Annotated in this window: 21 protein-coding genes; 11 read left to right on the top strand and 10 right to left on the bottom strand. The window is 65.6% G+C overall.

The window, feature by feature from the left end; all coding sequences use genetic code 11:
• From GTP90_RS30795 to GTP90_RS30785, 3 genes are all read right to left on the bottom strand, one after another.
• Nucleotides 1–394 (bottom strand): TetR/AcrR family transcriptional regulator (locus GTP90_RS30795; RefSeq protein WP_254452124.1); only part of this gene is annotated, 394 nt, incomplete at its 3' end.
• Nucleotides 395–468: 74 nt separating this feature from the next.
• A complete protein-coding gene (gene msrC, locus GTP90_RS30790) occupies nt 469–975 on the bottom strand; it encodes a free L-methionine (R)-S-oxide reductase MsrC (RefSeq protein ID WP_161087091.1) in 507 nt (168 codons plus the stop codon).
• A 67-nt stretch (nt 976–1042) separates the two neighbouring features.
• Nucleotides 1043–1924, bottom strand: a complete 882-nt coding sequence (locus tag GTP90_RS30785) for a LysR family transcriptional regulator (protein WP_161087090.1) — start codon at nt 1922–1924, stop codon at nt 1043–1045.
• Between the two features lie 89 nt (nt 1925–2013).
• Between GTP90_RS30785 and GTP90_RS30780 the strand changes: the two genes are divergently transcribed.
• From GTP90_RS30780 to GTP90_RS30770, 3 genes are all read left to right on the top strand, one after another.
• Nucleotides 2014–2985: an aldo/keto reductase gene (locus tag GTP90_RS30780; protein WP_161087089.1), complete on the top strand. Its 972-nt coding sequence runs from the start codon at nt 2014–2016 to the stop codon at nt 2983–2985.
• 137 nt (nt 2986–3122) lie between these two features.
• On the top strand, nt 3123–3329 hold the full coding sequence (locus tag GTP90_RS30775; RefSeq protein ID WP_161087088.1) for a hypothetical protein: 207 nt from the start codon (nt 3123–3125) through the stop codon (nt 3327–3329).
• A 170-nt stretch (nt 3330–3499) separates the two neighbouring features.
• The gene (locus GTP90_RS30770) at nt 3500–3856 is read left to right on the top strand and encodes a KGG domain-containing protein (RefSeq protein ID WP_161087087.1); all 357 of its coding nucleotides are present in this window, start codon (nt 3500–3502) and stop codon (nt 3854–3856) included.
• Between the two features lie 100 nt (nt 3857–3956).
• On the opposite strand, the gene GTP90_RS30765 is transcribed toward GTP90_RS30770, so the two are convergent.
• Nucleotides 3957–4454, bottom strand: a complete 498-nt coding sequence (locus GTP90_RS30765; protein WP_161087086.1) for a pyridoxamine 5'-phosphate oxidase family protein — start codon at nt 4452–4454, stop codon at nt 3957–3959.
• 165 nt (nt 4455–4619) lie between these two features.
• Between GTP90_RS30765 and GTP90_RS30760 the strand changes: the two genes are divergently transcribed.
• The 6 genes from GTP90_RS30760 (at nt 4620) to GTP90_RS30735 (ending at nt 12082) form a co-directional block, all read left to right on the top strand.
• Complete coding sequence (locus tag GTP90_RS30760) at nt 4620–5267, top strand: PepSY-associated TM helix domain-containing protein (protein WP_161087085.1); 648 nt, start codon at nt 4620–4622, stop codon at nt 5265–5267.
• Nucleotides 5268–5285: 18 nt separating this feature from the next.
• A complete protein-coding gene (locus GTP90_RS30755; RefSeq protein WP_161087084.1) occupies nt 5286–5801 on the top strand; it encodes a DUF2271 domain-containing protein in 516 nt (171 codons plus the stop codon).
• Nucleotides 5802–5810: 9 nt separating this feature from the next.
• Nucleotides 5811–6632 (top strand): DUF4198 domain-containing protein, encoded by an 822-nt coding sequence (locus GTP90_RS30750; RefSeq protein WP_161087083.1) that lies wholly within the window; start codon nt 5811–5813, stop codon nt 6630–6632.
• Between the two features lie 17 nt (nt 6633–6649).
• On the top strand, nt 6650–7660 hold the full coding sequence (locus GTP90_RS30745; protein ID WP_161087082.1) for an FAD:protein FMN transferase: 1011 nt from the start codon (nt 6650–6652) through the stop codon (nt 7658–7660).
• Nucleotides 7657–9021, top strand: a complete 1365-nt coding sequence (locus GTP90_RS30740) for a sulfite reductase subunit alpha (protein ID WP_161087081.1) — start codon at nt 7657–7659, stop codon at nt 9019–9021. Before GTP90_RS30745 ends, GTP90_RS30740 begins: the two co-directional genes overlap by 4 nt.
• Nucleotides 9022–9337: 316 nt before the next feature.
• Nucleotides 9338–12082: a TonB-dependent receptor gene (locus GTP90_RS30735; RefSeq protein ID WP_161087080.1), complete on the top strand. Its 2745-nt coding sequence runs from the start codon at nt 9338–9340 to the stop codon at nt 12080–12082.
• A 53-nt stretch (nt 12083–12135) separates the two neighbouring features.
• Here the strand turns inward: GTP90_RS30735 and GTP90_RS30730 are convergent, their stop codons facing one another.
• The 6 genes from GTP90_RS30730 to GTP90_RS30705 form a co-directional block, all read right to left on the bottom strand.
• On the bottom strand, nt 12136–13413 hold the full coding sequence (locus GTP90_RS30730) for a DUF2325 domain-containing protein (protein WP_161087079.1): 1278 nt from the start codon (nt 13411–13413) through the stop codon (nt 12136–12138).
• Nucleotides 13414–13426: 13 nt separating this feature from the next.
• Complete coding sequence (locus GTP90_RS30725; RefSeq protein ID WP_161087078.1) at nt 13427–13759, bottom strand: hypothetical protein; 333 nt, start codon at nt 13757–13759, stop codon at nt 13427–13429.
• A gap of 106 nt (nt 13760–13865) precedes the next feature.
• A complete protein-coding gene (hemP, locus tag GTP90_RS30720; protein ID WP_161087077.1) occupies nt 13866–14060 on the bottom strand; it encodes a hemin uptake protein HemP in 195 nt (64 codons plus the stop codon).
• A 160-nt stretch (nt 14061–14220) separates the two neighbouring features.
• Nucleotides 14221–15018 carry a Crp/Fnr family transcriptional regulator gene (locus tag GTP90_RS30715; RefSeq protein ID WP_161087092.1) on the bottom strand — a complete coding sequence of 266 codons (798 nt, stop codon included), beginning with the start codon at nt 15016–15018 and terminating at the stop codon, nt 14221–14223.
• Nucleotides 15019–15322: 304 nt separating this feature from the next.
• On the bottom strand, nt 15323–15967 hold the full coding sequence (locus GTP90_RS30710) for a response regulator (protein WP_008450985.1): 645 nt from the start codon (nt 15965–15967) through the stop codon (nt 15323–15325).
• 89 nt (nt 15968–16056) lie between these two features.
• Nucleotides 16057–16524: a universal stress protein gene (locus GTP90_RS30705; RefSeq protein WP_028819635.1), complete on the bottom strand. Its 468-nt coding sequence runs from the start codon at nt 16522–16524 to the stop codon at nt 16057–16059.
• Nucleotides 16525–16914: 390 nt separating this feature from the next.
• On the opposite strand from GTP90_RS30705, the gene GTP90_RS30700 reads away from it, so the two are divergent.
• Both GTP90_RS30700 and GTP90_RS30695 read left to right on the top strand, forming a co-directional pair.
• Nucleotides 16915–17757 carry a protein phosphatase CheZ gene (locus GTP90_RS30700; protein ID WP_161087076.1) on the top strand — a complete coding sequence of 281 codons (843 nt, stop codon included), beginning with the start codon at nt 16915–16917 and terminating at the stop codon, nt 17755–17757.
• Nucleotides 17757–18210, top strand: a 454-nt coding sequence (locus GTP90_RS30695) for an Hpt domain-containing protein (RefSeq protein WP_175048299.1), incomplete at its 3' end; no start/stop codon positions are given. The genes GTP90_RS30700 and GTP90_RS30695, both read left to right, overlap by 1 nt.

The following is an 18210-nucleotide window of genomic DNA, read 5'->3' as shown; positions in this document are numbered from 1 at the left end:
GGGCACGGATGGCGGCGAAGCCGTCGGCCAGCGCCTGGCGGATGGCGACGTCCTCCGCCGCCGACTCCAGCGCCACCGTGGCCAGCGGACAGCCGCGCTGGAAGCCGCTGGCGGCCAGGCGCTGCTGGGCGCGGCCGATCCACAGTTCCAGCGCGGCCACCGGATCGGCGCCGGGCAGCAGCTTGTCCAGCAGGGCGCACAGGTCGGCCACTTGTTGTTCGATGGCCGCCACCGCCAGCTCGGATTTTCCGCCGGGGAAGTGGTGGTACAGGCCGCCCTTGGGCGTGTCGGCGGCGGCCAGGATTTCGCTCAGGCCGACGCCGTGCAGGCCTTTGTGCTGCAGCGCGTGGCCCATGGCGTGGATCAGCCGGTCTCGGGTAGGTGGTGTCGTCATGCGGTTTACTGTACAGACCGGTCGGTCTGTTGGCAAGCGAAAAAATAGTCCCGGCGAGCCGGGACCGTGTCCGCTCAGGCCAGCGTGGCTTCGAGGATCTTGACCAGCGCCTCGATGCCGTCGGCGTCGGTCTGGTCGAAGCGGTTCGGCAGCGGGCTGTCGAGGTCGAACACGCCGACGATCGCCCCATCGGCGCCGCGCACCGGCACCACCAGCTCCGAGCGCGAGTTGACGTCGCAGGCGATGTGGCCGGGGAATTCGTGCACGTCCGGCACGACGATGGATTTGCCCTCCACCACGGTGGTGCCGCAGACGCCGCGGCCCTTCTTGATGCGGATGCAGGCCGGCTTGCCCTGGAACGGCCCGAGCACCAGCTCCTCGCCCTTGAGGAAGTAGAAGCCGGCCCAGTTCAGGCCGGGCATGCTGTTGAAGACCAGCGAGCTGAAGTTGGCGGTGTTGGCGATCAGATCGCTTTCGCCGTGCACCAGGCCGGTCAACTGCGAGCGCAGGTCGTCGAACATGGCGCGCTTCGCTTCGGGAGTGTCGGTGCCGTAGGCGGTGTCGCTGATAGTGAAAGTCATGATGTCTTTGGATGTAAAAATGAGCCAGGACGGTATGGTAGCCGTTTCCGCGCCTGGCCGCAGCGGTTCATCCCAGCGTCTCGGCCGCCAGGCGCCGCAGCAGGGCCTCGGCCGGGTGGCCGTCGGCCACGATCAGGCCCAGGCCGGCGGCCAGCTCGTCGCCTTCCTTGAGCTTGCGGTAGGCCACGCCGGTCCGGCTGATCGCCGCGAACGAGGTGGGCAGCAGCGCCATGCCCTTGCCGGCCGCCACGTCGCTGAGCAGCACGTGATGGTCGTGCGGTTCCAGCAGGAAGCGCGGCGCGAAGCCGTGCTTGCGGAACACGGCGTGGCTGTGGTCGAAGAAGGCCGGCTGGCGCGCCCGCTCGAACCAGTACACCGGCTGGTCCTGCAGGTCGGCCAGCGACAGGCTGCGGCGCCTGGCCAGCGGATGGCGGCTCGACAGCGCGACCAGCGTCGGCTGCTTGCCCAGCGGTTGCACCGGCAGGTCGAAGGTCTTGGTCGGCAGCGCGATGATGGCCGCGTCCAGCCGCCGCGCGCGCAGGCGGGCGACCAGGTGCGGCGAGGTGTCGAACACCGTTTCCAGCGTGCCGCCGCCGAGCGCGGCCGGGATGCCGTCGGTGAAGGCGCGGTACAGGTCGGACTCCATCGACGAGGTCATGCCCAGCCGCAGCCGCATGGCGGGCTGGCGCGCCTGCAGCGCCTGTTCGGCCTCGTCCAGCAAGGCCAGGATGCGCAGCGCGCGCGGCAGCAATTCGGCGGCGGCCGGCGTCAGCGCCACGTGCTGGGTGTCGCGCTCGAACAGCTTGACGCCCAGCCGCTCCTCCAGCTGGCGCACGGCGCGGCTCAGCGGCGGCTGCGTCATGTGCAGCTGCTCGGCGGCCTGGCGGAAGTTCAGGCACTGGGCCACGGCCACGAACATTTGCAATGCATGCGTATCGAGTGTTCTCATGATACTGAAAAGGTATCACGATTTTGCACATTCCGCACGCCGCCCGCGCCCGCTAGACTCGGCTTCATCAACCATCAATGGAGGTCGGCATGAAGAAATTATCGTTATCGGGTATCGGTCTGGGCTGCATGGGCATGTCGGAGTTCTACGGCGCCACCGACGACGCGCAATCGCTGGCGACGCTGGAGGCCGCCTACGAGGCCGGCGTCACGCTGTACGATACGGCGGATTCCTACGGCGTCGGCCACAACGAGGAGCTGCTGGGCCGCTTCCTGCAAGGCAAGCGCGAGCATGTGACGCTGGCCACCAAGTTCGGCCTGGTGCGCAAGGCCGGCAACTATGAGCGCCGCGTCGACAACTCGCCGGCCTACATCCGCGCGGCGTGCGAGGCCTCGCTGCGCCGGCTCAACATCGAGCATATCGATTTATACTATATACACCGTTTGAACCTGGCCGAGACGCCGCTGGAGGAATCGATGGAGGCGCTGGCGCGGCTGGTCCGCGAAGGCAAGATCGGCGCCATCGGCCTGTGCGAAGTCTCGCCCGCCACCTTGCGGCGCGCGGCCGCCGTGCATCCGGTGGCCGCCGTGCAAAGCGAATATTCGCTGTGGACGCGCGACCCGGAGGACGGCGTGCTGCAGGCCTGCCGCGAGGTGGGCGCCGCGTTCTGCGCATACAGCCCGCTGGGGCGCGGCTTCCTGACCGGCAAGGTGGCGCCGCTGGAGGAGGGCGACTTCCGCAAGATCAGCCCGCGCTTCGCCGAGGACAATATGGCGGCCAATCAGCGCATCGTCGACATCGTGCGCGAGATCGCCGCCGCCAAGGGCTGCACGCCGGCCCAGCTGGCGCTGGCGTGGTTGCTGGCGCAGGGCGGGGAATACGGCGTCGATATCGTGCCCATTCCCGGCACCAAGCGCATCTCCTACCTGCTGGAGAACCTGGGCGCGCTGCAGGTGCGGCTCAGCGGCGAGGAGCTGGCGCGCATCGGCGCGGCGCTGCCGCCCGGCATGGCCGCCGGCGAACGCTATCCGCAGGAAGGCATGAAAGGCCTCAACTCCTAGCCGTTTTCCGTGACTGTCCTACGCTCGTTCTAGGCAGCCTCCGATGGCGCGCGCGCGCCGCCCGCGATACTCTGGAGGGCAGTGCGTTGCGGCCGGTATGGCGCGCGTGTTTGTTGACCATCGAAAACGGATTACATATGTCGACCAGAAAAAAGAACGCCGTCCTACCGCGTCAGGGGAAGCAGGGCACATCGTCCAAGGGGGAAAGCGCAGTGCCATACGGGCCGCCAAGGCTGTCGCCGGAAATCGAGGCGATGCTGATGGTGGGCGAGGAACACGTCATCATCAACCAGGAGGTGAACGACAACACCGGCTTCATGGCGGAACTGATCGATTCCATCTGAACGGCAGCGCACGCTGAGGGACATTCAGTTAGCCATGCTTACCGGTACACGGAATGGTCCTACGTAGCTGCCTGCACGCGTCCTATATTGTGTGGCTGGGCCGTGAACTACGATGGCTGCTCCTGTGCGACAAGCAGGATCGGACAGCAGCAGATTTCAAGGAGACTATCATGGCCACATCCAATCAGGACCACGACCAGGGCGGCAAGCAGGGCGATAAATCCGGCAGCCAGCAGAAGGACACCAGCAAGCGCGGCTTCGCTTCCATGGACCCGGAACAGCAACGTGAGATCGCGGCCGAAGGCGGCCGCGCGGCCCACGAGAAAGGCACGGCGCACGAATTCACTTCGGAGGAGGCGCGCCGGGCCGGCAGCATGAGCCACAAGAACGACACCCGCAGCAGCCAGAGCAGCACGCCCGGCAGCGCATCGAAGGGCGGCAAGGAGGACGATGAGGAGAACGGCAAGGGCAGCCGCGGCGGCTCCAGCCGTTCGGGATCGTCCGGCAGTTCGGGCTCCAAGTCCTAGGCGTGCCGGGCGCGTAGGCGCCGTCCGCTAAACAACCCGCCGGCACTGGACGCGTTTGCAGCGCGCCTGGCGCCGGCGGGTTTTCGCGTGCGCGCCAGGATCACAGGCAGATCGTGGTATGCCGGCCCATCTGCAACGGCGTGCGGCCGCTGATGGCGGTGCGGGCCAGCTGCAACAGCTGCTTCATCTTGCCGGCGCCGGCATCCCAGTATTCGGCGGTCTGCACGCGCACCCGTATCAGCGCCAGGTGCGGATCGTCCAGCCCGCCGGGAAACCAGCCGCGCACCGTCGGGTGCCACAGCTCGCGCGCCTTGGCGCGGTCCTTGAGCATGCAGGCGTGGCCGGACACCGACAGGTACAGGTTCTCCTTCGGATTGGAAAAACTGATGTTGACGTCGGGGTGCTGCTGCAGGTCGGCGGTGAAGTCGGCGTCGTCCGCCGTGAAGAACCAGAGATTGCCTTCGTTGTCGATCTGCTGCGTGGGCAGCGGGCGGCAGGTGAGCACGTTCTGGTCGCCCGATGTGGTGAACATGCCGACCGGCACATCCTTGATCCGCGCCGCGAGGGCATGGATCTGTTCCTGATTGTAGAGCGGCATGATGCGCCTCCATGATAGTGGACGGTTCCTCCACCATAGCCGTCCCCGGGCGAGCGCACCGTGCGTGACTTCACGTTGTTTTACATTAGCGATACATGCTGGCAATTGACTTTGCAAATGATAATCATTATCATCTAAAATTATTCAAATAAAGAAGGACAGTCCTTGAGCGCCCAAGCCGCAGCCTCCGCCCGTAACGCCAGCCGTGCCGTATGGCTCAAGCATCTGCATCAATGGCACTGGGTCAGTTCGGCGATGTGCCTGTTGGGCATGTTTTTGTTCGCCATTACCGGCATCACGCTGAACCATGCGTCGCAGATCGAGTCCAAGCCGTCCGTGGTGCGCCAGCAGGCCACCGCGCCGGCCGCGCTGACCGCGCAGCTGCGCGCCTACGCGGCCGGCCACGACGGCGCCAGGGAGCCGCTGCCGGCCGCCGCCGAGCAATGGCTGCGCGACACCTGGAAGGTGCAGGCCGGCGGCCGCGTGGCCGAATGGGCCGCCGATGAAGTCTACCTGCCGCTGCCCAAGGCCGGCGGCGACGCCTGGGTGCGCATCGCGCTGGAGGACGGCGCGGCCGAATTCGAGAACACCGACCGTGGCTGGATCTCGTGGCTCAACGACGTGCACAAGGGCCGCAACACCGGCGTGGCCTGGAACTGGTTCATCGACATCTTTGCCGGCGCCTGCCTGGTGTTCTGCATCACCGGCCTGCTGATTTTGAAATTCCACGCGGCCAACCGGCCGTTCACCTGGCCGATGGTGGGCCTGGGCATCCTGATTCCGTTTGTTATCGCACTGCTGTTCATTCATTAATCTCACGACAGGTTCTCCATGAAATTACGCTATTCCATCGCACTCAGCCTGCCGCTGGCCAGCGCCACGGCCACGGGCGCCGAGCTCGCGCTCAAGCTCGAAGTGCCGCAACTGAACGTGGCCGAATACCACCGCCCCTACATCGCCGCATGGCTGGAAAACGCCGACCAGAAAGTGGTGGCCAACCTGGCCGTGCTGTACGACACCAAGAAGAAGGACAACGCCGGCACCAAGTGGCTCAAGGATGTCCGTCAATGGTGGCGCAAGAGCGGCCGCGACCTGGCGATGCCGATGGACGGCGTGAGCGGCGCGACCCGGGCGCCGGGCGAACAGTCGCTGACCTTCCCGGGCGCCAAGGCCACGCTGGACAAGCTGCCGGCCGGCCAGTACACGCTGGTGGTCGAGGCCGCGCGCGAAGCCGGCGGCCGCGAGGCGGTCAAGGTGCCGCTGCAATGGCCGCCGAAGTCGGCGCAGAACGTGAGCGGCCAGGGCAAGGAAGAACTGGGCGCCGTGGTGGTTCAACTCAAACCTTAAGGCATGGCCATGAAACTGTATAAATCGTTTATTGCTCTGGCGCTGGCCGGCCTGTCGCTGAGCGCGCAGGCGCACAAGCCGTGGCTGCTGCCGTCGTCCACCATCGTCGAAGGCAAGGAAGCCTGGGTGACGGTGGACGCCGCCATTTCCGAAGGCTTGTTCGACATCGACCACCAGCCGCTCAAGCTGGACGGCATCGTCATCACCGGCCCGGACGGCGGCAAGCTGAACATGGAGAACGTCAGCAACGGCAAGCTGCGCAACACCTTCGACCTCAAGCTGCCCAAGCCGGGCACCTACCGCATCGCGCTGGTGTCGCAGGGCGTGATGGGCAGCTACAAGAACAAGGACGGCGAGATGAAGCGCTTCCGCGGCAGCGAGGAATCGCTGGCCAAGGACGTGCCGGCCGACGCCAGCGACGTCAAGCTGACGCGCATGCAGAGCCGGCTGGAGACCTTCGTCTCCACCGGCACGCCGGACATGGCGGTGTTCAAGCCGACCGGCGTGGGCCTGGAGCTGGTGCCGGTGACGCATCCGAACGACATGCGCGCGGGCGAGAAGGCCACCTGGCGCTTCCTGTTGGACGGCAAGCCCGCGGCCAACCAGGGCTTCAGCCTGATCCCGGGCGGCGTGCGCTATCGCGGCACGCTGGGCGAGCTGCGCAAGAACACCGACGCCAACGGCGAAGCCACGTTCGAGCTGCCGGCTGCGGGCATGTACCTGGTCAGCAGCGCCTGGCCGGCCGCCGCGCCGCAGGTGCCGGGCCAGCCGCCGCAGATGCCGCCGCGCCGCGTCAGCTACGCGGCGACGGTGGAAATCCTGCCGCAATAAGGCGCGGTACGCTCACCATGCGCCGGGTCTTGCTGCCTCATGTCGTGTCCGAAGAACCGGCGCCCGCCGGCGGCGTGATCCGCGATTTCGCCGGCCACAGCATGGGCACCAGCTGGTCGGCGCGGCTGGTGGCCGCGCCGGACGACGCCTGCGCCCATGTGCGGCAAGGCTTGCAGCAACAGCTCGATGCCGTGGTGGCCGAGATGAGCCACTGGGAAACCGATTCCGACCTGGGCCGTTTCAACCGCGCGGAAGCGGGCAGCTGGCAGCAGCTGCCGCCGGCTTTTTTCGACGTGCTGGCGTTTGCGCTGGACGTGGCCCGCGAGTCCGGCCGCGCCTGCGATCCCTGCGCCGGCGCGCTGGTCAACCTGTGGGGCTTCGGCCCGCACGGCAGGTTCGGCCAGCCGGATTTCGTGCCGCCGTCGGCCGCGCAGATCGGCGCGGCGTTGGCCTTGCCGCCTGCGCTGCTGGACCGTGAAGGCCGCCGCGCCTGGCAGCCGGGCGGCGTGCAGCTCGATCTGTCGGCCGTGGCCAAGGGCTACAGCGTGGACCGGCTGGCGTACTTCCTGAAGTCGCAAGGCTACGCGCACTGCCTGGTGGAAGTCGGCGGCGAGCTGCGCGGCGCCGGCCTCAAGCCGGACGGCCAGCCGTGGTGGGTGGCGCTGGAGCAGGTGGGCGATGCCGGCGCGCGGCAACCGGGCGAACTGGTGCTGGCGCTGCATGGCTTGTCGGTGGCGACCTCGGGCGACTACCGCCGCTATTTCGAACTGGACGGACGGCGCTATTCCCACACCATCGACCCGCGTAACGGCATGCCGATCGCCAACGACCTGGCCTCCGTCACGGTGGTGCATCCGCAATGCATGGCGGCCGACGCCTGGTCCACCGCGCTGACGGTGCTGGGCTGCGAACACGGCCTGCGCCTGGCCGAGCGCCTGGGCCTGGCCGCCCGCTTCGTCGTCCGCCAGGCGGACGGCGGTTTTACCGAACACATGAGTACCCATTTACGCAGCATGCTCGACGAATGATCTGGACCAACGACCCCACCCGATTGATGCTGGTAGCCAGCCTGGCGATGAGCTACGCGCTGGTCTGCCTGGCGCCTTACCTGCGCACGCGCCGCAAGCGCCTGGCCGCGCGGCGCGCCAAGGCCGAGGCGGCCGCCAACCCGGGCTGGATCGTGGCCTACGCCAGCCAGACCGGCAACGCCGAGGAACTGGCCGGCCAGACGCTGGCGACGCTGCGCCTGGCCGGCATCCCGGCGCAGCTGAGCGAACTGTCCGAGCTGCGCGCGGACGACCTGCAACGCGCCGAGCGCATCCTGTTCCTGGTCAGCACCTACGGCGAGGGCGATGCGCCGGACGCCGCCGCCGCCTTCGCCGGCCGCCTGATGGCCAATGGGCTGGCGCTGCCGCAATTGCACTACGCCGTGCTGGCGCTGGGCGACAGCGCCTACGCCCAGTTCTGCGGCTTCGGCCGCGCGCTGGACCAGTGGCTGCAGGCGCAGGGCGCGCAAAGCCTGTTCCCGCGCATCGAGGTCAACCGCAGTTCGGCCGAGGCCATCGGCGCCTGGCGCCAACAGCTCAGCCATCTGGCCGGCACCAGCGACGCGCCGGACTGGAGCGCCCCGGCCTTCGAATCGTGGCGCCTGGCCGAACGCGTGCTGCTCAATCCCGGCAGCGCCGGCGCGCCGCTGTACCACCTGGAGCTGGCGCCCGAAAACGGCGCCTTGCCGGCCTGGGAATCGGGCGACCTGGTGCAGGTTTGCGCGCCCGCCGATCCCGAGCGCGCCCGCGAATACTCGATCGCCTCGATTCCGGCCGACGGCCGCGTGCACCTGCTGGTGCGCCTGCACACGCACGAGGACGGCAGCCACGGCGCCGCTTCGGGCTGGCTGACCCGGCAGGCCGAGCCCGGCCAGGCCATCCGGCTGCGCCTGCGCCAGCATCGCCGCTTCCGGCTGGAGGACAACGCGCAGCGCCCGCTGATCCTGATCGGCAACGGCAGCGGCATCGCCGGCCTGCGCGGCCACCTGAAGGCGCGCACCGCGTCCGGCCGGGCCCGCAACTGGCTGCTGTTCGGCGAACGCAGCGCCGCGCACGACGCCCACTATCGCGACGAACTGGCGACCTGGCAGCTGCACGGCAAACTGGAAAAGCTGGACCTGGTGTACTCGCGCGACCAGCCGCAGCGGCGCTACGTGCAGCACTGCCTGGCCGAGCAGGCGGACGAGGTGCGCGCCTGGGTCGCGGCCGGCGCCGCCATCTACGTGTGCGGCAGCCTGGACGGCATGGCGGCCGGCGTCGACGCCGCGCTGGCCGCCGCGCTGGGCCGCGAAGCGCTGGACCAGCTGGCCGCCGCCGGCCGCTACCGGCGCGACGTCTATTGATGTTTTATTACAACGCACCGTAGTGGTGCGGATTTGAACATTCTGAGAATATCAAAATATTACGTTTTATCGATATATCATTGTGTGAATATGGAAATTTAATTTTGTCATAAGGCGCGTCAGGCAAACTTGTGAGGTTTGTTCTAAATTTGCTTCAACTATGTATCAAAATGTACCGGCAGGCCCGATAATTCTGTTATCGAAGAGCAATGTTGGTCACTTCGACTCCCTGACTTTCGGTGCATCTTCGGTTTGCAGTCGTCACACAGCGGTATGGCATTGCTCTCGGTTTTTACGTTTTTAATCGGGAGTTTGAATGGTATTGCAAGAAAAAATCGGCGTGCGCTCCGTGCGTATCGCCCTGAGCGTGCTGACCGGTACGGTACTGATCGCTGGCCAGGCCTTTGCAGACGAGGCTATCCAGAAAGTTGAAATCACCGGCTCGAGCATCAAGCGCATCGCCGTCGAAGGCGCGTTGCCAGTGCAGCGCCTGTCGCAGGAACAAATCGCCAAGACCGGCGCCACCACCGTTGCCGACCTGATCCAATCGCTGCCTGCGATGCAGGGCTTCAGCATCGCCGCCACCGCCGCCGGCTCCAACTCGGGCGGCATCGTGTCCGCCTCGATCCACAACATCGGCGAGAGCTACACCCTGGTCCTGCTGGACGGCCGCCGCATCGCGCCGACCGGCTCGGGCAGCACCATCAACCTGAACTCCATCCCGATGAGCGCGGTTGAGCGCGTCGAGATCCTGACCGACGGCGCCTCCGCCCTGTACGGTTCGGACGCGATCGCCGGCGTGATCAACTTCATCCTGAAGAAAAACGCCCAGGGCGGCACCGTCGACGCCACCTGGTCGCAGCCGACCAGCGGCCGTCCGGGCCAGTCGTACAACACCAACCTGACCTACGGCTTCGGCGACCTGCAGGAAGACCGCTTCAACATCCTGGCGACCTACCGCCACGACGAGCAAAGCCCGGTCAAGGCCACCGACCGTTCGTTCGCGTCGACCTCGTACATCCCGTTCAACTACAACGGCCACAACTACATTTACGACCGCACCAGCCCTGCGGCCGCCCCGGCCAACGTCGGCGTGACCTTCAACAAGGGCCTGGCGCCGATCGGCTTCAGCCCTTACCTGGCGCAGAACGGCAGCTGCCCGAAGCAGACCTACGTGAGCCTGAACAACACGGCCGACACCCGCAACTGCTCGTTCGACTCCACCCCGGCGGTGGAAATCTCGCCGCAGAACAAGCGTGACAGCTTCTTCACCAAGGCCCAGTACAAGGCCAGCGACGACATCACCGTGTTCGCCGAGATGGCGCTGTCGCGCCTGGACCTGACCGCGCGCATCGCACAGAACATCGCGCCGTTCACCATCGCGCCGGGTTCGGACCGCTACAACACCTACGTGCTGCCATACCTGACCGCCGACCAAGCCGCCAACGTCAAGCAAGTGTCGGGCAGCTACCGCACCTACGACTGGGGCACCCGCGACAGCCAGACCGTGACCGACGCCCAGCACCTGGTCATCGGCGCGGACGGCGAGATCGGCGCCTGGAGCTTCGGCACCGGCCTGACCTGGTCGCGCAACAAGCTCGACGAGCGCTATGTGGGCGGCTACGCGCTGACCAAGGAATTCAAGGACATGTTGGCCACCAACGCCTTCAATCCGTTCGCGCCGATCGGCAACCAGAGCGACGCCACCAAGGCGCAGATCGCCAACTCGATCTTCCATGGTTCGATCCGCGAAGCGTCGACCACGCTCAAGGGCGTGGACGCGCACGGTTCGCGTGAAGTGTTCACGCTGCCAGGCGGCGCCGCCAACCTGGGTATCGGCGCCGACTACCGCGAGTACGCCTACCAGCAGACCCCATCGGCCGCCGCGGCCAGCGGCATGGTCTACAACCTGAGCGCGCCAGCCGCGTACGACATGAAGCGCGCCTCGTACGGCGTGTTCGGCGAGCTGCTGGCGCCGCTGACCAAGGAGCTGGAAGTGACCCTGGCCGGCCGCTACGACAGCATCGACGGCGTCGACAACCTGCTGGCGCACCGCAAGATGGGCGAGACCCAGTCGGCCAGCACCTACAAGGTGTCGGCCCGCTGGCAGCCTACCAAGACCCTGCTGTTCCGCGGCTCCTACGGCACCGGCTTCAAGGCGCCTAGCATGCTCGACATCGGCCAGCCGCTGGTCAGCGCCGGCGTGACCGCCAACAGCTACGCCTGCCCATTCCCTGGCACCGACCTGTGCCGCCCTGGCAATGTGCAGTACAACCAGCTGTCCGGCGGTAACGAGCAGCTCAAGCCTGAGCGTTCCAAGCAGTACTCGATCGGTTTCCGCGTCGAGCCTAGCCCGTCGTTCTCGTTTGGCGCCGACCTGTGGGACGTGAAGATCACCGACGCCGTGTCGTCGATCAGCGAGCAGCAGATCTTCGGCAATCCTGCCAAGTTCCGCGACCTGTTCAGCACCTTCACCGAGCCATCGACCGGCAACACCTACTGGGCGATGAAGAGCCTGTCGATCAACATCGGCAAGACCCACAACCAGGGTATCGACTATGACATGGTGGGCCGCAAGAAGTTCTCGTTCGGCCAGCTGACCGCCAACCTGAACGGCACCTACCTGATGAAGTCGGACTACACCCGTCCGGGCACCGACGGCGACTGGACCAGCGACCTGAACTTCTTCGGCGTCGACAACAAGGTAGCCTTCCGCCACATCGTGCGCGCCGGCTTGACGCTGGACACCGGCAAGCTGAGCAACACGCTGAGCGCCAACTACCGCAACGGCTACCGCGACGCGCAAGCGACCGTGCGTAACGTCGACAGCGGCAAGGACGAGAGCATCCGTCTGTGGGTGCCGTCGTACCTGACGATCGACTGGCAGGGCAAGCTGGCGCTGACCAAGACCGCCTCGATCCGCATGGGCGTGAAGAACCTGCTGGACCGCGAACCGCCGCTGTCGCTGCGCGCCTCGTCGGGCCACCAGGTCGGCTTCGATCCGCGCTACACCGACCAGATCGGCCGCACGGTCTACCTGACCGGCACGCTGGCGTTCTAAGCCTGTGTTCTAAGTAAAAAAGCCCTGAGCGGTTGTATCGGTCAGGGCTTTTTTTATTCGGCGTTCGCTTGTTCGAGGCCGCGCGCCAGGCTGGAGATGCTGGGGTTGTCGATGAACACGCAGCGCTTGCCGTTGCGCTTGCAGTAGTCCTTGACCCGCCAGTAGGCGCTGTGGCTGATGCAGCCGGTCTGGCAGATCACCAGGTCGGCCGCGGCCAGGCTGGCGTCGAGGCGGTTGGCGTTGTCCTCCAGGCCGCCGTCATGGTGGGCGAACTGCGCGCCTTCGCGCTCGATCAGCTCGCGGTAGGTGGCGACGTTGCCGCTGCGTCCGCCCACGCACAGCACCGCGCGGTCGTTCAGGCTCAGCGGCATCCGCATCACATGCTCGACGACCTGGCGCGTTTCCTCCTGCGCCGGCGCCGGGTCGGCCGCCGTGCGCGCCTTCGCCAGCTCCAGCTTGAGCTCGGCGATCTGGTTGCGCATGCCGCGTTCCCTATCCTCCATCTGCGTCAAACGCTCGGCCAATCGGGCGCGGCTTTCCAGGCCGGGGATGGACTCGCGCAACTGTTCCAGCTCGGCCCTGAGCGAATCGATCATGCTGTCCTTGCCGACCGACTGCGCGCGCAGCTGCATCAGCTGCGCCGCGTGCCGTTCGCCGTCCGCGCTCTTGTCGGCCAGCAGGGCGGCGGCGCGCTGCTGGGCCTTGGACAGGTCGTGCGCCAGGCGCGCGTTCTCGGCCAGCGTGGCGTTGAATTTGCTGATGTCGGCGCGCACGCAGGCGCCGGCCTGGTGCTGGACCATGTGCAGGTCGCGGCACATCTGTTCTTCCAGCTCGGCGTTGCAGCGCGGATGCGTCAGGCCGGCCCAGAAGGCGCCGGCGACATCGCCGTTGGCCACGGCGGCGCGCCACAGCGCGGCCACGTCAGCGGTGCTCTTGGCGGCGCGGAAGCGCAGCAGCACGGCGGCGTAGCGGCGCTCGAGCTCCTTTTGCAGCGCTTCCGACAGGCGGTTGCGGCTGCCGCATTCGGTGACGGCGCCGACGTGTACCTCGTAATCGTCGGCCAGCACCTTGCCCGAGGTGACTTTGTCCACCAGCTTGCGCAGCACACCCAGCGGGAAGCCGACGCCGACCAGCGGGCAGTGGCAGGCATGGCCGAGCTCCCACAGCCGGCGGCGGCGCGAGGCGTGGGCCTGGTCCAGCGCCTGCGCCACATTGACGATGACGGGCTTGACCAGCTGCTGTTCGGTGTGGCGCGGCGGCGCCAGTGCGCCGGCCACCTGCGGCATGGCGGCGGCGATGATGGCCGCCAGCGGATCGTGTTTTTCGCACATGGGCGCGCGCTCCTTACGCGGCGGCGGGCGCGGTGCGGGCGCGCGCCATGATGCGGCTGAGGAAATTGCTTTTCTCCTGGGCGTGCAGGTTGCGCTCGACCACGGCGGCCCACTGCTCGGACAGCTGCTGGCAGGTGGCGCTGAGCACCGGCGCCAGGTCGGGCAGGCCGGCCAGCGCCTTCAGGTGGCGTTCGATCACCGACGCCAGCTTGACGCAGCCGCCAGCGTCGTCGCTGCCGGCGGTGTAGTGCGACATCAGATGCAGCACGGCGGACAGCATCAGTTCTGGATTGTGTCCGCCGTGCGACGGGGCGAGAAAAATCGGATTGCTACGGTCTATGGCCATCAAACGCTCCTGGGAACAGTGGAGAGTCTGGCTGGCGTACGGCTGGCTACTCGGGGAGGGGGAGGGCGCGCTGGCGCCCTGGTTCACGCACAGTGAACGGTGTCCGTCATGCGGTCAGGATCAGCTTGTTGAGCTGGGTGATGCGCAGGCGGTAAATGCGGCCCGAATGTTCGATCTCGACTTCGCGGCCATCGCCCATCAGGCTGGCGCTGGTGATGCGCTTGGTCGGCACGGCGACCGGCGCGCCCACGACGGCGGCGGCGTGGATGGCGGGTGGGGTGGCGGGCAGGGTCGTGGTCATCTTCAAGGCTCCTTAATAAGAATGATTCGTATTTGCATTCATTATTGTGGAAGCACGGAAGGAATGCAAGCGTTATTTAGGAGTTATTGACTGCCGGGCCGCCACGGATAAAAAAAGGCCCGGCAGGAGAAACCGGGCCCAAGCTGGGTACGGGAGCTGGCTACAGCGCGGCCAGCAACTGGGCGGGCGCGACGGCGTCCTCGCCCTTGGCCTTGGCGGCGGCCTGTTGCTTGGCGCGGGTGCGCGAGGGCGGCAGGCGGCGCAGGGTTTTCAGCGCCTCCGGATCCTTGATGCCGATGGTGCGCTGGTCCACGCTGATCAGGCCGATCTCGTTGAAGGCCGACAGCGTGCGGCTGACTGTTTCCAGCGTCAGGCCGAGGTAGCTGCCGATCTCGTGGCGCGTCATGCGCAGGTTGAACAGCTTGCTGGAATAGCCCATCTGCGCGAAGCGCTCGGCCAGCGACACCAGGAAGCGCGCCACGCGCGCCTCGGCGCTGAGCGCGCCCAGCATGCCGATCATGGCCTGCTCGCGCACCAGCTCGCGGCTCATGACGCCGTACATCATGTTTTCCAGTTCCAGGTGGACCCGGCCCAGCGCCGTCAGCTTCTTGAACGGCAGCAGGATCAGGTCGCAGTCGGACAATGCCACGGCCTCGGAGGAATAATGGCGGGTGTGGATGCCGTCCACGCCCAGCATGTCGCCCTTCATCGGGAAGCTGAGCACCTGCTCGTTGCCGAACTCGTCGATAAGCACCGTCTTCAGGAAGCCGGAGTTGACGATGTACAGCGTGTCGAACGGCTGGCCGATGGTGTGGATGCGCTGGCCGGTCTTGAACTGCACATGCTGGAACAGCAGCTCCTCGTTGCTGATCGAGCAGGCTGCCGGGATGTGCAGCAGGTCGCACACTTCCTTCAGGTTGGACCAGAGCCGCCCCTGGCGCTGACGGCCCGCCTCCATCGAGGAGGACTGCATCGTGGCAGTGGTGGCCGGGCGAATTTCAGACGCTTGCGTAGACAGCATGTTGATCTCCTGTGTACAGGGTAAGGCTTTGAGAAAGGACGGGAACTGGACGAGGCCGCGCTGCTTGGTTTCCTGTTGTGGTGTGTGGCACGGCATCATGCGGCGATGTGTAGCCATGCAGCATGAATCGTATGGTTTCAGTATGCCAACGCGGGGGGGAGATAGATATCAGCAATGGCTGAATCTGCGCGTAGGAGAGGGCGCAGCATTGTAGGAGTTGTCCTAATGGCGGACGGCCGGATCAGGTCTTGAAGGGAGATAACAAACGGTGCGCGACGGCATATTGCACCATTTCTGAGAGGGAACTCATGCCCATTTTCTGCATGATGCGGGTCTTGTGGGTGCTGACGGTCTTGACGCTAAGATGCAAGCTGTTGGCGATTTCCGTGATCGATTTCCCGGCCACGAGTAGCGAAAAAACCTCAAATTCGCGGTCCGACAGCTGTTTATGCAACAGGCTCTCGTTGGGCATCATGATGTTGAGCGCCAGTTGCTCGGCCACCTCGGTGCTGATGTAGGGGCGGCCGGAGGCGACCTTGCGGATCGCGCCGACCAGCTGGGTGCCGGCGCTTTCCTTGGTCAGGTAGCCCTGGGCGCCGGCGCGGATGGCGCGCACCGCGTACTGTTCCTCCTCGTGCATGGTGAGGATCAGGATGGCGAGCTTGGGCGCCTCCGCCTTGATCTGGCGGATCAGGTCGACCCCGCTGCGGCCGGGCATGGACAAGTCCAGCAGCAGCAGGTCGAACCCGCCCTGGCGCACGTGGCCCAGGACCTCGAAGCCGTCGATGGCCTCGCCTACGATGTCGATGTCGGGCGCGCCGTCGAGGATGCGCTTGAGACCCTCGCGCATGATGGTATGGTCGTCGGCGATGACAATTCGGATCATAGAGATGCTTAAAAAAGTGACTAAAAGTAAGTTTTATTATTTTTGAAATAACCTTGTGATCTTACTATAAAAAGCATCCAACCCGCTTTTTATTTGCTGCCGGGTTCCTTGATCAGGCGGTGCACCAGCACCGGTGTTTTCGCATGCGACAACACCTTGTTGGTCACACTGCCCAGCAACAGCTGGCCCCAGCCGCTGCGGCCGTGCGAACCCATGAAGATCAGGTCGCAGTGGTGTTTTTCCGCCACATCGACGATCTTCAGCGCCGCGCTTTCCGCGAACGCGGTCAGCGCCTCGCACGGCACGCCGCGTTTGGCGCAGGAATCGACCACGTCCTGCGTGTGCTCCTTGCCGGCGCGCAGCATCGCGGCGCGGTATTCGTCCTCGCTGGGGTAGCTGGGCGGGATGATCTCGACATAGATCGGGTACTGGTATTCCGGCGCCACGAACAGCACCAGCACCTCGGCCTTCATCTGCTCGGCAAAGGCCACCCCGGCGCAGGCGGTTTTGCTGGAAACGGCGGAACCGTCGGTGGTGATCAGGATTTTGCGGTACATGATGAACCTCCTTTTAAAACCAGCTGGCTGCTCTTAATTGTAGTCCCGATTTACATTATTGTTAGTATGGAAAGACTTGATGCTTATCAAATAAAAGTGCTTTACGCTGGGGCGCGCTTGTGGCCTTTCCCACTTTTTACCTGCTTTTTTTGCACGGTGGCACTACTTTTGTGTCTCAAAGCGTGTTTTGTCGATCTAACCAATGTTAGTATCACCAAATACAACGGAACTTGGCTTGGACCCGGAGCGCAGGGCAGGCGACCCCACTCTGGGATTGAATAATCTGGCTGTGCCCTGATACACTCGGGTAAGTGCGTTATATTGCCGAGCGTCATCACAAGCAAGCAATTTTAGGGCAGCAATTTTACAAATTATGGAGAAGCAGGGATTATGACCAACGCCGCTGACGATTTCGACGCACTATTTGACGAGGTGTCTGCCCAGAGCAAGACCGCAGCGCCTGCTCCAGCGCCTGCTGCCGCTGCGGAAGACGATTTGGAAAGCCTGTTTGACGAAGTGGCATCGGCCCGTCCGGCGGACGTGGTGGCAGCCGCCCCCGCCCCCGCCCCCGCGCCGGCCCCGGCCCCGGCCGCCGCTGCCGCCGCCGCGCCGGCCGATGGCGCGGTTGACGGCGAAGACAAGCCCATGTTCGAACGCCTGGGTGGCATCGTGCGCCTGCTGCACGATTCGCTGCGCGAACTGGGCTACGACAAGGCGCTGACCGAAGCGTCGTCGCAGATCAACGATGCCCAGGACCGCCTCGAATACGTCGCCACCCTGACCGAACAAGCCGCCAACAAGGTGCTCAACACCCTGGACGAGGGCATGCCGGAGCAGGACACGCTGTCGAAGAAATCCAAGGAAATGGAAACCCGCTGGGCCGACCTGTTCGCCGGCAAGCTGAGCCTGGACCAGTTCAAGCAGCTGGCCGGCGACTCGCAAGCGTTCGCCGGGGCCGTGTCGGCCGCGACCGAGGCCGAGAAAGCCCGCCTGCTGGAAATCATGATGGCCCAGGACTTCCAGGACATCACCGGCCAGCTGATCAAGAAAGTCGTGAACATCACCAAGACGGTGGAGCACGAACTGGCCACGCTGCTGCGCGACAACGCGCCGCCGGCGGTACGCGAGAAAATCGCGCAAAAAGAGGTGAGCCTGATGCAAGGCCCTTCGGCTCCGGCCGTTGCCCTGAACCAGGACAATGTCGACGACCTGCTTGCTGATCTGGGATTCTAATGGACGATATGCTCAAGGATTTCGTCGTCGAGGCGATGGATCTTGCGGTCAACGTTGAAGAGCATCTGCTGCGGCTCGAACGCGACCCGGACAACAAAGAAACGCTGAACGCGGTGTTCCGCTCCTTCCACACCATCAAGGGCGGGGCCGGTTTCATGGGCCTGCCGGCGCTGGTGGCGGCCTGCCACCTGACCGAGAACCTGTTCGACGCGCTGCGCACCGGCGCCGCGCCGGTGACGCCGATCGCGATCGAGGCGGCGCTGCAGGCTTCCGGCTTCGTGGCCGACCAGCTCGCCGAGCTGAGCAACGGCGCCGAGCCGGACAGCCTGCCTGCCATGCCCAAGGACCTGGAAGTCATCCTGACCGACGCCATCGAAGGCAAGACCACCGCCGCGCCGCCGAAGGCCGCCGCGCCAGCCCCTGCGGCTGCGCCGGCCGCCGCCGCGCCGGCTG

It is taken from the genome of Duganella vulcania, assembly GCF_009857655.1.
Classification (GTDB): Bacteria; Pseudomonadota; Gammaproteobacteria; order Burkholderiales; family Burkholderiaceae_D; genus Rugamonas; species Rugamonas vulcania.
The sequence above is the reverse complement of the archived record's forward strand: the minus strand, read 5'-3'. Positions and strand labels throughout refer to the sequence as shown.

What these genes read in the sequence shown, in the direction of transcription:
- msrC (WP_161087091.1), bottom strand. Translation starts at nt 975, where the DNA reads ATGACTTTCACTATCAGCGACACCGCCTACGGCACCGACACTCCCGAA.
- GTP90_RS30785 (WP_161087090.1), bottom strand. Translation starts at nt 1,924, where the DNA reads ATGAGAACACTCGATACGCATGCATTGCAAATGTTCGTGGCCGTGGCC.
- GTP90_RS30780 (WP_161087089.1), top strand. Translation starts at nt 2,014, where the DNA reads ATGAAGAAATTATCGTTATCGGGTATCGGTCTGGGCTGCATGGGCATG.
- GTP90_RS30775 (WP_161087088.1), top strand. Translation starts at nt 3,123, where the DNA reads ATGTCGACCAGAAAAAAGAACGCCGTCCTACCGCGTCAGGGGAAGCAG.
- GTP90_RS30770 (WP_161087087.1), top strand. Translation starts at nt 3,500, where the DNA reads ATGGCCACATCCAATCAGGACCACGACCAGGGCGGCAAGCAGGGCGAT.
- GTP90_RS30765 (WP_161087086.1), bottom strand. Translation starts at nt 4,454, where the DNA reads ATGCCGCTCTACAATCAGGAACAGATCCATGCCCTCGCGGCGCGGATC.
- GTP90_RS30755 (WP_161087084.1), top strand. Translation starts at nt 5,286, where the DNA reads ATGAAATTACGCTATTCCATCGCACTCAGCCTGCCGCTGGCCAGCGCC.
- GTP90_RS30750 (WP_161087083.1), top strand. Translation starts at nt 5,811, where the DNA reads ATGAAACTGTATAAATCGTTTATTGCTCTGGCGCTGGCCGGCCTGTCG.
- GTP90_RS30745 (WP_161087082.1), top strand. Translation starts at nt 6,650, where the DNA reads ATGCGCCGGGTCTTGCTGCCTCATGTCGTGTCCGAAGAACCGGCGCCC.
- GTP90_RS30740 (WP_161087081.1), top strand. Translation starts at nt 7,657, where the DNA reads ATGATCTGGACCAACGACCCCACCCGATTGATGCTGGTAGCCAGCCTG.
- GTP90_RS30735 (WP_161087080.1), top strand. Translation starts at nt 9,338, where the DNA reads ATGGTATTGCAAGAAAAAATCGGCGTGCGCTCCGTGCGTATCGCCCTG.
- GTP90_RS30730 (WP_161087079.1), bottom strand. Translation starts at nt 13,413, where the DNA reads ATGTGCGAAAAACACGATCCGCTGGCGGCCATCATCGCCGCCGCCATG.
- GTP90_RS30725 (WP_161087078.1), bottom strand. Translation starts at nt 13,759, where the DNA reads ATGGCCATAGACCGTAGCAATCCGATTTTTCTCGCCCCGTCGCACGGC.
- hemP (WP_161087077.1), bottom strand. Translation starts at nt 14,060, where the DNA reads ATGACCACGACCCTGCCCGCCACCCCACCCGCCATCCACGCCGCCGCC.
- GTP90_RS30715 (WP_161087092.1), bottom strand. Translation starts at nt 15,018, where the DNA reads ATGGAGGCGGGCCGTCAGCGCCAGGGGCGGCTCTGGTCCAACCTGAAG.
- GTP90_RS30710 (WP_008450985.1), bottom strand. Translation starts at nt 15,967, where the DNA reads ATGATCCGAATTGTCATCGCCGACGACCATACCATCATGCGCGAGGGT.
- GTP90_RS30705 (WP_028819635.1), bottom strand. Translation starts at nt 16,524, where the DNA reads ATGTACCGCAAAATCCTGATCACCACCGACGGTTCCGCCGTTTCCAGC.
- GTP90_RS30700 (WP_161087076.1), top strand. Translation starts at nt 16,915, where the DNA reads ATGACCAACGCCGCTGACGATTTCGACGCACTATTTGACGAGGTGTCT.